The organism is Propionispora sp. 2/2-37 (assembly GCF_001298735.1).
In the GTDB taxonomy this organism is placed as follows: Bacteria; Bacillota; Negativicutes; order Propionisporales; family Propionisporaceae; genus Propionispora.
In genome coordinates, this window is record NZ_CYSP01000018.1 from 35,043 (window position 1) to 47,906 (window position 12,864).

Below are 12,864 nucleotides of genomic sequence, written 5' to 3' on the forward strand. Positions count from 1 at the left end.
ATATTTGGTCATTAATACTAATTTATATTTTATCGCCGAAAATCCTTCTCCCAGCTTATATATTCCCTTTTCTGCAGCAAATAGCAGTACTGGCCCCTAAACTGTCCCCTGGCAAATTCATACATCGAAAATTATATCTCTTGTATCACCAAAACAGGCACCTTTGTCAGAAGCGAAAGAACCGTCCCCGCATTTTTAATTTTTGTTTAACTGCCTTACTTTAACTGTTTCTTCCCCAGGCAGCGCTGCAGGGTGCTGGGAGAAAAACCGGTGCGTTTCTTAAACAGCTTGCTAAAATAGTAGGGATCGGAATAGCCGACGCAGGCTGAAATTTCCGCAACAGAGCACTCTGTGCTGCACAGCAGTTCCCTGGCACGGCGAACCCGGCAGGTAATCAAATACTCATTGGGTCCCATGGCCGTGTACTTTTGAAACAGATAGGCAAACTGCTTGCTGGTCAAACCGTATTGAGCGGCAATTTGGGGTACAGTCAGCGGTTCCATGTAGTAGCTATTGATGTAAGCGACCGCCTGCTCTACAATTTTTTGGCCGCTGTCATTGCGACGGTTGCCGGCGCTCATCAGGATTTCATTCAGAATGGTAAAGAACAGGGATTTAGCCTTTAATTCCGGTATGCTCCCCGGCTTTGTGCAGCAATTGTGCAGCCGCTGCAACAGATCGTTAATATGCGTATTATAACCGGTCTCCAGTTGAAAATGAGCCAGGCCGTACGGCAAAACTCCCTTGTCCTCGCCGACAGCCCGGTAATGGATGACCATAAACTCCCACTCCGACTCCCCCATCACTTCTTTCTCCAGCGACATATTCGGACCGGCATAAAAAATTTTCCCGTATTCCATTTCATAGGAAACACCGTCAAAAACCATCCGGGCCCGTCCCCGCAAGGGAAAAATCAGTCCTGAAACCGGGGGAGTATGTGCGCCGAAATTTCTTCTTCCTGGAGGCATAACTACTCTGACAATATCAATAAAGGTAACATGTATGTTAGCGTAATAGCTAGCCAGTTCGTTGATATCCACATTGACATTCATCAGGAACCCTCCTCTTTCCTGTACTTTACTCGCACCTAAGTGTTGACTATAATATTTATATTGATAATCAGTATCAATATAAATATTATAGTTTTTGCAATCAATTCCTGTCAATCATCTTCCTTAAGTAAAGTTCGTAATATTTTCCACCAAAAAACCCCTTACAATTAAACCATTTGAAAAAAGTCTAGGCTTCTTCAGAAATATGTCCATTTACTCCGCTGCCTGCTCTTTGTTATTCTAATAAATAATAATTGATATTAATTCTCATTTACAATGATTAGCAATTATAACTATCCTGCCATGAGAGTTATTATCCATGATAAGACATGTAAAGGAGCCCAAACAGAATGAAGAGGAAAAAAATGTCCCCTACTAAAAAAAGACTGTTATATGCCCTGATTGGCAGCAGTCTTTTCTGGCATGCGCCTATACTCGGCTACGCCGAGGAAGCCAAGGAGCCTGCCGCTGCAGCCGGACAAACTGCCGAAGAGCAGGCCGCTGCCGCTGAAACAGCAACCGGCCAATACGACTTTACCCTGGAAGGGATCGAAGTGACCGCAAACCGTAACCGGGCAAGTTCTCTGCCCCCGGCCTACACCGGCGGCCAGGTGGCCCGCGGGGCTAATATTGGTGTCCTGGGCAATAAGGACTTTATGGATACACCGTTTAATGTGACCAGCTATACCGCCCAGACTATGGAAGACAAGCAGGCCGATACACTGTACGATGTGCTCATCAGCGACCCTTCCGTCCGGTATGCCACCTCTGCCGGTCACAGCAATGAAAACTATACGATCCGCGGTTTAGAGGTAAATTATCAGTATCTCTATTTCAACGGCATGCAGGGTTTGGCGCCGTACTACCATGTTCCGGTTGAATTTCTGGAACGGGTGGAGGTGCTTAAAGGTCCCACCTCCTTCCTTTACGGCGGTGTGAACACTTCGGTGGGTGGCGCCATCAACCTGGTGCCTAAACGCGCCGGCGAGGAGGACATCACTACTTTCTCCACTGACTACACTTCCTCCTCTCACTTGGGCGGCCATATTGATATCGGCCGCAGGTTTGGTGAAAATAAAGAATGGGGTGTCCGTTTCAACGGCGTCTATGCGGACGGTGACACCGAAGTCGACGGCTCGTCCAAAAAAAGGCTGCTGGGCGCCCTGGGTGTGGACTACAACAAGGACAAGTGGCGCCTATCCCTGGATGCCTATGGCTCACAAGAAAGTTATGACAACGGGTCGATTTCCAATTATTACCTCAAATCCGGTTACGTAAAAGCTCCAGACGGCTCAATCAATGCGTATAAAGGCACGTCAGGCACGATACGGAATAACGGTGTCCTGTTTAAGGGCGAATATGATATTCAGGATAATTTAACCGCCTATGCCGGCATCGGTACGTTGTCAGCCAGGGCCACCGGCTTCATCAACGGCAATCATGTTCAGCTCAACACCGATGGAACAGCCTATATCCGGAATCTCTTCAAGCAATACTTCTGGACCGACACCACGTCCTCCGATTTCGGGCTGCGCGGTACCTACCAGACCGGTACGGTAAAACATCAGCTTGTTTTAGGCGCAAGCTTCCAGGATACGGATTATTCCAATGCCTTTAATTCCTACCACCCCACCGCCAACTGGTACGGTCTTGCGACCGACCTTGATGACCCGATCTCACTTGCCAGCTACTATAATAGCGTATCGTCGCCGGCTAAGGGGAATAAAACACTCGTTACAAAGCTTTCCAGTTATCTTTTGGCCGATACGCTTTCCTTTGATGAAGATAAAGTACAGTTAACGTTAGGGGTAAGGCAGCAAAATGTGAAGCAGACAAGCTATAAATACGCTGCTAGCAACGCCACTGGAACACCGACTTCAACCACCACCTACGATTCCGATGCCACTACACCAATGGTCGGTCTTGTAGTCAAACCGTGGGGAGATTCAATTGCATTCTACGCCAATTATATTGAAGCACTTTCACCGGGAACTGTGGTTGACACAAAGTATGCCAACGCCAATGATGTATTAGCGCCCTATAAAACCAAACAGCAGGAAATCGGCGTTAAGTGGGATAAGGGAAATTTCTCCAATACACTGGCCCTCTTCCAAATCAAAATGCCAAGCGCTACGACTTCGGATGATAATTATTATTCCTATGACGGCGAACAGAAAAACCGCGGCGTTGAATGGAACACCTTCGGCAGCGTAGCGAAAAACCTCCGTCTGTTAGGCGGCATTGCCTATACACATGGCGAGCTGGTCCGTTCCGCTACAAGCGCCAATAATGGAAATACCCCGTTTGGCGTCCCCCGATGGACAATGAATGCCGGTGTAGAGTGGGACACGCCGTGGAATAAGGATTTAACCCTGTCTCTGCTGGCAGTATATACCGGTTCCCAGTATATTAATAATGCAAACACTGTAAAAATCCCAAGCTGGGTACGCTATGATATCGGCGCCCGCTACAAAACCGTCATTAATAAGACTCCGGTCACCTACCGGTTTAGTGTGGAAAATGTATTTGACAAGCATTACTGGGCAGGTAGCTTCAATGAGAATTATGTCACGCTGGGCGGGCCCCGCACCTTTAAATTATCGGCAACCATGCAGTTATAAGAGGTACTGCTCATGAATACTGCGCTGGATGCTGCCCGCCGTCTCAAGGAACTGTTAGCCGGAACCGATAAAACGACTCAAACGATCTTGCGCATAGCAGCCGCCGTCTTCGGCGGCTATGTGCTGACCTCCAGCTTTCTGGCGGCTTTGGCCCTGCTGCTGACCTGGCCGAAAGCCGAGGTCTTTTTTTTCAGTATGTTATTTCCTGCCCTCGTCTACCCGGCAGCAGTCCTCTGGGCTTTTGCCGCGCCTTCCGCCCAGCGCGCCTGGCGTGATCTGCTGGCCGCCTCGCTGCTCTTCAGCATGCTGGCACTGCTTGCTGCCTGGGTAAACTAAAGGAACTTCAAGGAGCATGATATGAAGCAATTGAAATTAAGCCATAACGTTAGCCGGACGATGAGTGAACTGCATACCTGGGGCGGACTGGTATTCGGCTGGCTGTTGTTTGTCATCTTCCTTACCGGGACATTATCCGTATTTGAACCGGAACTGACCCACTGGATGCAGCCTGCTGTCAGAAACAGCCCGGCAGAGCCGGTTCAGTCCGTAGACTCAGCCGACCGGAAATTACGCCAGATTGCAGCCCGGGCAGACCTCTGGATGATTGAGTTACCACTAAACCGGCATCAAGATCTGGAGATCATGTGGAAAAAAGGCCGAACTATGCTGGAAAGACATTTGGAACCGCAAACCGGAAATATCCTGAAAGTGCCTGCTACCGAAGGCGGTCACTTCTTTACCGAATTCCATTATGAATTGCATAGCGGCAAGGCCGGCTTATGGCTGGTCAGTTTAGCCTCCATAGTCATGCTCGTTACCTTGATAACCGGAATCGCCATCCGCAAACAGGTCTTTACTGAATTTTTCCGGCTGCGCTGGCGTAAAAGCTGGTTTTCTGCCCATATCATGACCGGAGTTCTCACGCTGCCGTTTGTCCTTTTGATTACCTATACCGGTCTGACCATTGTTTTCCTCATGCTGCTGCCAATCGTACCGCAGGTATTATACGGCAGTTCCTGGAAAGGGCCGGCCACAGTGGCTGCCGAAAATTTTGAACGTCCCCGGGCCAATCTGGCGGGAGAATTGGTGCCGCTGTCCCGTCTTTTACCGCTGGCCGAAGCCGAACTGGGCAAAGGCAGCATCTCCTTTATCCGGGTCAGCAATCCCGGCGACCTAAACTCGGTGGTTACTTTTTTCCGGACGGTTGACGATACCGTTGTCGCCATGAGTGCCCGGGCCTCGTTTGACGGAGTTACCGGCGAACAACTGGGCAGCCAGGCCTCCTGGAATCCCTACGTCACAATCTACCGTTCACTGGTTGGCCTGCACATTGCCAGATTTGGCGGCTATCCGCTATCCTGGCTGTATTTCACTGCCGGTCTGATCAGTTCCATCATGATTGCCGCCGGATTGATCTTTTTCACCGTCAAGCGGCGCCGCCGCTACGCCACCTGCAGCCAGCCGTTGCAAGCGCTGTACCGTGCTATCGAAGCCCTGAATGTTACGGCGGTTATGGGGGTTACTGTTGCCTGCATCGCTTATTTATGGGGCAACCGGCTGCTGCCGTTGTCTATTAAAGACCGGGCCGACGTCGAAATCGCTGTATTTTTCAGCGTCTGGCTGCTCATGCTGCTGCATGCTTTCCGGCGTACACCGCTGCGGGCCTGGGCGGAGCAAACAGGCCTGGCCGCCGTACTTTGTCTTGGCCTGCCGCTGCTTAACGCACTCACAACCACTGTCGGCCTGCTGCCGGCTATGGCCCGCAGCGACTGGATGACAGCCGGAGTCGATTTGACCGCGGCCCTGCTGGGCGTCGGACTGGCTATAACCTCCTGGCGCATTTATAAAAAAGCTATTGACACTAAGACTATCTATATTGCTATAAGGCAAAAATAAGGTAAGGCTGTCTCTACACCATGGAGACAGCCTTACCTTATATAGCTATATGCTTCCGGCTGCTTACTGAATGCGCAGCATTTGTAACTCGCCACTGAGTTCGACCGTCTCCAGACAGGCGGGCAGCAGGAGGGTATCTCCCGGTAGTACAGGCATAACCACACCACCGCCCGCCAGCCGGCCTTCCCCCGCTAAGATGCAATAGACCAGGAATCGCCCCTGGGGATGGTCCAGTGCCTTTTGCGTCACCTTCCATTTCCGGACAGTAAAATAAGGACAGCTAATGCTTTCTTTTGCAAACTGTAAAGCAGGCTGTTTACCGAAGTCAATCACCTCGAGTGCCTTCTCAATATGCAGCTCACGCGGTTTGCCGTCAGGTCCCGGACGGTTAAAATCGTGAATGCGGTAGGTTGCATCCGAACTTTGCTGAACTTCACAGACAACGACTCCTTTTAGTAACGAATGAACCGTACCGGCAGGAACCAAAATCAAATCTCCCTGCCGGACAGCAACGTATCTTACAACCTGTTCGATTCCACCCTCGGCAATGGCACGGGAAAATTGCTCTTTCGAAACGGTATCACGAAGCCCATATATGATTTGCGCCCCCTGCTCCGCATGTAAAACATACCAGGCTTCTGTTTTCCCCTGCTCATGTTCCGTATTCCAGGCATACCCGTCATCGGGATGCACTTGAATGGACAGATGATCATTAGCATCCAGATATTTAATCAGGAGTGGAAACTCTGCCAATTCCTTATACCCTGTTCCTAAAATTACCTGCGGCTGCCGTGCTATCACTTCGGCCAGTGTTTTTCCCTGCCAAACTCCGTTTACAATACTGCTCATACCATGCCGATGCGTGCAAATCTCCCAGCTCTCCCCCACCTTGGAAAAGGGCAGCTTTCGATTAAACAAACTCCCCAGCCTCTGTCCGCCCCAGATCATTTCTTTATAAACCGGTGCGAATTTCAACGGATACACCTTCTATCACCTCCTGCAACGGCAAATAGGTTCATCTTATCCTGGTTGCAACAAAAACGTATAACCTTTTCTTACGGTTCAGGATACGGATGCCCCGCATAAAGCAACGAAAGAACAGTCACATCGCATGGCTGTTCTTTCGGTTGTTTTACTCAGGCTCCTTGGAAACTACCTGTCAGACAGAAAGTATACCCAATCCGTAGCCTACAATGCCAATGGCGAACAAACCAAAGATAATCCAGATCGCATTAACCTTCTTTTTCAATAAATCCATGCAAATAAAAGTCATGATCAACGGAATTAAGCCCGGCATAAGCTGATTGAGAATATCCTGCACCGTAGTCGTTACCACCTTGCCGTCCTGCATGGTGATCGTGGAAACCACCAGCGGGATATTGACCGATGTCCATTTGCACACCAGCGCTCCCAATACAAACAATCCCAGGATGGCCGCAGCTTCCGTCAGTTTCTGCAAGCGGTTGCCCGCCACGTCCTTTACCACATCGGTTCCTTTTTTATAGCCATATTCAATCCCATACCAGCGAATGACCAGCCGGACTACATTAAACAGCAAGAAAAAGAGGATGGGCCCGGCGATGCTGCCGCCAAGCGCGAGCGAAGCTCCCAAAGCCGCCACCAATGGCCGTAAGGTTCCCCAGAAAATCGGATCACCGACGCCGGCCAGCGGCCCCATGAGTCCGACTTTTATTCCGTTAATGGCTCCATCGTCAATATCGGCGCCATTCGCTCTTTCTTCCTCCATAGCTGCCGTAATCCCCAAAATGGGTGCGGTAACAAAAGGCTGAGTATTAAAAAATTCAAGATGCCGTTTTAACGCTTTTACCCTGTCTTCCCCCTGATATAGCCGTTTAATGATCGGTACCATGCTGAAGCAGTATCCTAAAGCCTGCATACGTTCAAAATTCCAGGAACCCTGGTGAAAATTGGAACGGATAAACATATTGAAAAGATCACTCTTGGTTAGGCTTTTTTCCTGTTTGGCTGTATTCATCTTCCGATTCCTCCTCTTTCTTTAATCCAATTCGTCGTCTAAATCATTGGCCTTCGCTGATGCCGATTGTTGTGCCGCCAATCCGCCGGCCGTATATTTCGGATGCAGTTGAATATACAAAATAGCCAATACAATACCAATGACACCATAAGCCACCAAATTGAAAGTGGTAAATGCCGCTAAAACGAAGCCTAGAAAGAAAAAGGGCATTAAATATTTCGCTTCCATCATGTTAATGACCATGGCATAACCGACAACAACGATAAATCCGCCTGCGACCTGCAGACCGCCGGTTACAACCGGCGGGATGGCCGACAGCATGGCCTGGACGGCATGAGTACCAATAAACATAGCCACCAGTACTGACGGGATAGCCACCCGCAAAGCCTGTACAAATAAAGCTAAAATGTGGCAGACATCAATTCCCCTGAAGCTGCCTTTTTGTGCATACTGGTCAGCCTGGTGCTGAAAGAAAACGGTAATCGTTCTGGCAAAAATCGTCAATACCTGACCTGCTGCCGCCAAAGGCATAGCGACTGCAATCCCGGCACCGATGCTCTGTTTTCCGGCAATAACCAGAATCGTGGAGATGACCGACGCCAATGCCGCGTCCGGTGCCATGGCAGCGCCGATGTTCATCCAGCCCAGTGCAATCATTTCCAGAGTACCGCCAATGATAATTCCGGTTGTCACATCCCCCAGAATCAAGCCAATCAAAGTACAGGCAATAAGCGGCCTATGGGTCTGAAACTCATCCAGTACACTCCCCATGCCGCAAATGCAAGAAACGATAAAAATGAGAACAATTTGGATACCACTAAGTTCCATACAAACTCCTCCTTATTGTATTGGTCTTGCTCTATTTAATGTCCGCCGTTTAAAACAGACATTAAATCCACTTTGGAATCGGAAGTCACCTTTCTGATTTCCAGTTCCACCCCTCTGTTGTGCAGTTCCTGAAACGCTTTGACATCCTGTTCGTTAACCGAAACAACCTTGGTTATCTGCCTTTTCCCTTCCTTGAAGCTCATGCCGCCGATATTGACGCTTTTGATGCCAACACCTCCCTCGACCAGCCGCAATACATCAGTGGGATTTGTGAATAACAACAAAGCGCGTGTTTCGGCATATTTCGGATTATTATAAACCCGGATCGTCTTGTCGATATCCACTACACTGGCCGTAATCCCGGGCGGGGCTACCTGGGTAAGCAGTGTTTTACGAATGGTGTCCCGCGATATTTCATCATTGCAAACGATAATTCTTTCACACTTTGTTTCCTTAGCCCAGGTAGTCACCACCTGTCCATGAATTAATCTGTCGTCAATTCTCGCCAATACAATGTTCATATTATAATTCCTCCTTATCGCTATCATCTGTACTGATGGGCTCAAAAGCACGGATTCCCTCTTTACCGACTCTCTGCGCAACCTGTTTCGCGTCCTCCAGGGTAAGAGCCGGTGAACTTAAAATTTCCAAAAGCATCGGCATATTCAGTCCGGCCACGATACCGGCATTCTCCATTTCCAGGGAAAGCCGGCAGGCTGCATTATACGGACTTCCTGCAAACAAATCGGTAATAAAGATGACGCCATCCTTCAAATCCAGTCTCTTTAAAACTGCTCTATATTTATCCACTAAAGCATCCGCACTTTCACCGGCATCAAATGTTACGGCCGCAACATTTTCCCTGCCTCCGCAAACCATCTCACACGATTTTAGTATTTCCTGCGAAAAATGACCATGAGAACCTATCACAACAGCTATCATATCTACCCTCCTAAAACAAATGCATTTCTTCTTTCCGCCAATACTTTGTGCAAGCGGCATGCCAATAGCCTGTATTGAGAGCCGGCTTTCCAGTAATATCACGGTAAAATGCGCTAAAATCGTACATTTTGATACACTATTTATTTTTTTAATACACTTATTCAGAAAAAATGCAAAAAAGAATATCAGTTTTTTCAAAACTGTATCTAAAAGAGGTAAAAGAAAAATCCTGCATATTGAACAAAAAAGCGATTCTTCCTGCACCGGGCACGAAGAATCGCCAAAGTCCGTCATTTGATTTTTAATAACATTTATAACATTTCAGCAATAAACAGTATCTCATCTTCCGTCAATTCAATACCGATCGTATCTTTGAAGACTTGTACCGACCGCTTTACGCTTTGCACATAAGCAGGGTTTATACTGCCTTTATCGCCTTTATAAACCAGCCCGTCCTGAATGACCATCCGTTCCAGGGCACAGCCGCAATGGATCATCAGTTTGATTTCCATGGTGTTGGTAAATTCCCGCTTTAAGGATTTTTTTAATACACTTAAAAACTCTTCTAATACACTGATAATTTTAGCCGGATTTAAATAGGTTAAAAATTGTTTCAAACTGTCTTCACTAAGATTTTTTACAACAATATTCTGCTTTTTTTCCACTACGGAAAAGTGATTCCGGATAATATTTTTGAGTATTTTTTCCCCGCGGCTGTTGATCAAGGTCTCCAACGGCACAAACGGAGCATTGATCCCGGGATTGGCAATTCCCACCGATGCCAGGATTTTATGTTTCTGCTGAATTTTTTCCGCATTCTCCCTTACGTTTTTACTGCTTAATGGAATGACTTCAATATGTTCATCTACCATATTGTCCAGAATATCTTCTACCAATTCCTTCAATTTGATCGCCGTACCCTCGCCGGAGGCACAAATGGTTAAAATCACTCCTTCATTTTCATGCGGACGTTTCTTCTTCCGGCTGCCGTACCCCTGAAAATTCTGCAGTGAAGTATAAATATCATCCAAATCCTGGCCAAACTCATTCACCTTCCGGGCCGCTTCCAGCAACAGCGGCGTTGATACCATATCCAGAGTACGCACTTTAACATGGCACTTTTCTGCAATCACATCTTCAAAGTTGGTCAGGGAGCCCATATCCACAAGCAGCAATATCCCCTTGAGATCATGATTAATTTCCTGGACGGACTGGATGATCTTGTCCAATATATCCTTAGGGCTAACCTCCAGCGGCATATCCACCGCTACAATATTGTCATACCCAAGCAATTTTTGTACTACATTCACCATGGAGCTTGCCGTACTATTGCCATGGGCGGCCACAATGATGGAAATTTGTCCGCTTTGATCAATTTCATGGACCGAACTTAACAGCAGCGTGAAATACTCCAGTTCCTCCTTTGGTATCTCTACACTATAGTTGTCTTCAATGATGTCCTTTATTTCCAAAGCCACTTGATACTCATCGGGATACTCCCGGACAGCGCTTTCGATATTGGCATACTGCAGGGCCTGATTGCTTTCCAGCCTGCGCAGCAAAGCGCTCAAATGCAAACTTAACGCGTAGAGAAACCGGTCCTGATAATCCCGTTTTAGCCGCTGTTTGGCCAACAGTTGGATTTCCTCCGCCAGTTCCAGCAGCTTGCGGTCCACTATTTTTAATATTCTTTGCCGGGTACTCAAATGGGTATTGAACTTATTGTAGAATGATTTGATATGCAGATTGATATCGGCCATGATAAAATTTTTAATCAGTTCGTCCTGCACGCCCTCCGCTTTGAGCATGGCGGCCTTGCCTTCAATAATCTTATACAGATTAAACGGCGGTTCATATTGATCGTCCTCGACCAGCACCTTATATTCCTGATGGCTTATAATGATTTGCTCATCAATATACTTATCCAGTTCGATCATTTCCTGCCGCCTGGCTCCCAGTGTCAGCAGTCCGCTCTTAAAATGCTCCGGCAGCGATTTAAAATCAATCTCGATATAATTTTTATTGATCCCGTTTACAAACGCTTTGGCGCAAACCAGTTGAATGTTTGATTTTAACTGCCCGATATTACCGTAGGATACACTGGCAATTAACGCTTTAACCGCTTCGGACATGATCCTGATGGGTTTATTCACCCGGTGTGCTTCATTGGTAAGCAGGAATTTAAGGATGTCCACCTGCTCCTGTATAGGACGCTGCTGCAGGGGAGGAATGGTAATCACAATCGGTATGCGCCGGATAAAGGTCTTAATCAAGGACGAGGTATGCTCCTCCGTGGTTGCCCCGATGATGAGCACCCTGGCCCGGCGTTTGCGGTCCGTTTCCCCCAGTTTATTGAAAGTCCCGGTATCCATAAAGTAAAAGATCATTTCCTGGCCTTCCGGCGGCAGGCGATGGATTTCATCTAAAAATAAAATCCCGCCGTTTGCCTCTTCCACCAATCCCTGCTTGTCGGTGTCCGCTCCGGTAAAGGCTCCCTTGACGTGGCCAAAAATATGGGATACAAGTAGTTGCGGGTTATTATAATAATCGGCACAATTGAATACCTTGAAGGGGGCATTCTCCTTGAGTCTTTCACAAAATTTTCCGTAGTTGTACATCATATTGACGAACAGGGTTTTGCCTACGCCGGTCTGCCCGACAATTAAAGTATGCAGCCCGTTGGGAGGATATAAGATTGCCGCTTTGGCCTGCTCCACCTGGCCTTTCAAACTGCCATTTACTCCGATCAAATGCTTGAAAGGATTCTTATCGAAAAATACATCTTCATTATCACCAAAAATTTCTCTCAGACTGCCAACTTCCAGCGGCTCCGGCCCCAGCTTTTTTCCGCACAGCCTTTCCAGGGTTTCTTTATCAAAGTACAAAACCGGCCTGCCTTTAATTTTAATAATCTTACCCATCTTAAATAACACATTTAGTTCCATACTGACATTATTTCGCAAAATGCCCAGCCGTTCAGAAATACCGGAAGCATCCACTCCTGCCTCTCCTACCAGTTGTTCCAGGGTATACTCGTTCGACCGTTCGCAAATATAGTTATAAATTTTCTCAATTCGCTTCATACGGATTCACTTCCCTTCAAAAACAGACGGCCAATATTCTTTGAAAAACCCGATAGTATCGGTTATTAGCAGACTAAAGGCTGGTAAACAAAAACAGCGCTTACAAGTATTACAATATTTTCTATATTGTAATACTTGTAAGCAACCCCCCGCAAGATAAAACAAATAAAATCTATTTCCGCCTAAAAGCAGAGCGGCAAATTAACCCTCCGTTCCGCTTGGCTCCCAGGCATTATTCCGGCACCGCAACGAAGGGGTTCGGCAGGAAGCCGAAGAGCCGTTCATAATTTTTATGGAATTTAAAACCCATTTATGGTATATTAATGTTAATATCAGTCCGTTAATAAACAGCCAAATAATTGCATGTTCTTAGGAGGAGTCTGTCACCGCAGATTCCTCCTGTATTTTTGTAGGCACACTTTTGCCCAACAGGTGTCGGAAGGAGA

10 protein-coding genes are annotated in these 12,864 nt (G+C 47.4%); 3 read left to right on the forward strand and 7 right to left on the reverse strand.

Annotated elements, in window-relative coordinates; translation table 11 throughout:
• Nucleotides 1-215 precede the first annotated feature (215 nt).
• The gene (locus tag P22_RS16885; RefSeq protein WP_054261407.1) at nucleotides 216-1,052 is read right to left on the reverse strand and encodes an AraC family transcriptional regulator; all 837 of its coding nucleotides are present in this window, start codon (nucleotides 1,050-1,052) and stop codon (nucleotides 216-218) included.
• Between the two features lie 350 nt (nucleotides 1,053-1,402).
• Between P22_RS16885 and P22_RS16890 the strand changes: the two genes are divergently transcribed.
• From P22_RS16890 to P22_RS16900, 3 genes are read left to right on the forward strand one after another with little or no spacing between them, the layout of a single operon-like run.
• Nucleotides 1,403-3,673 (forward strand): TonB-dependent receptor, encoded by a 2,271-nt coding sequence (locus P22_RS16890; protein WP_054261408.1) that lies wholly within the window; start codon nucleotides 1,403-1,405, stop codon nucleotides 3,671-3,673.
• Between the two features lie 12 nt (nucleotides 3,674-3,685).
• Entirely contained in the window at nucleotides 3,686-4,009 is a 324-nt protein-coding gene (locus P22_RS16895; RefSeq protein WP_054261409.1) for a hypothetical protein, read from the forward strand.
• Between the two features lie 21 nt (nucleotides 4,010-4,030).
• A complete protein-coding gene (locus tag P22_RS16900) occupies nucleotides 4,031-5,569 on the forward strand; it encodes a PepSY-associated TM helix domain-containing protein (RefSeq protein ID WP_054261410.1) in 1,539 nt (512 codons plus the stop codon).
• Between the two features lie 63 nt (nucleotides 5,570-5,632).
• Here P22_RS16900 and P22_RS16905 read toward each other — a convergent pair whose 3' ends face one another.
• The 6 genes from P22_RS16905 to P22_RS16935 form a co-directional block, all read right to left on the reverse strand.
• A complete protein-coding gene (locus P22_RS16905) occupies nucleotides 5,633-6,553 on the reverse strand; it encodes a type I phosphomannose isomerase catalytic subunit (protein WP_054261411.1) in 921 nt (306 codons plus the stop codon).
• A gap of 175 nt (nucleotides 6,554-6,728) precedes the next feature.
• Nucleotides 6,729-7,565, reverse strand: coding sequence for a PTS mannose transporter subunit IID (gene manZ / locus P22_RS16910; protein WP_054261412.1), 837 nt, complete (start codon nucleotides 7,563-7,565; stop codon nucleotides 6,729-6,731).
• 21 nt (nucleotides 7,566-7,586) lie between these two features.
• The gene (locus P22_RS16915) at nucleotides 7,587-8,393 is read right to left on the reverse strand and encodes a PTS mannose/fructose/sorbose transporter subunit IIC (protein ID WP_054261413.1); all 807 of its coding nucleotides are present in this window, start codon (nucleotides 8,391-8,393) and stop codon (nucleotides 7,587-7,589) included.
• 35 nt (nucleotides 8,394-8,428) lie between these two features.
• A complete protein-coding gene (locus tag P22_RS16920; protein ID WP_054261414.1) occupies nucleotides 8,429-8,914 on the reverse strand; it encodes a mannose/fructose/sorbose PTS transporter subunit IIB in 486 nt (161 codons plus the stop codon).
• A 1-nt stretch (nucleotide 8,915) separates the two neighbouring features.
• Complete coding sequence (locus P22_RS16925) at nucleotides 8,916-9,335, reverse strand: PTS sugar transporter subunit IIA (RefSeq protein WP_054261415.1); 420 nt, start codon at nucleotides 9,333-9,335, stop codon at nucleotides 8,916-8,918.
• A gap of 311 nt (nucleotides 9,336-9,646) precedes the next feature.
• On the reverse strand, nucleotides 9,647-12,418 hold the full coding sequence (locus P22_RS16935; RefSeq protein WP_054261417.1) for a sigma-54-dependent transcriptional regulator: 2,772 nt from the start codon (nucleotides 12,416-12,418) through the stop codon (nucleotides 9,647-9,649).
• Between the last annotated feature and the right edge of the window lie 446 nt (nucleotides 12,419-12,864).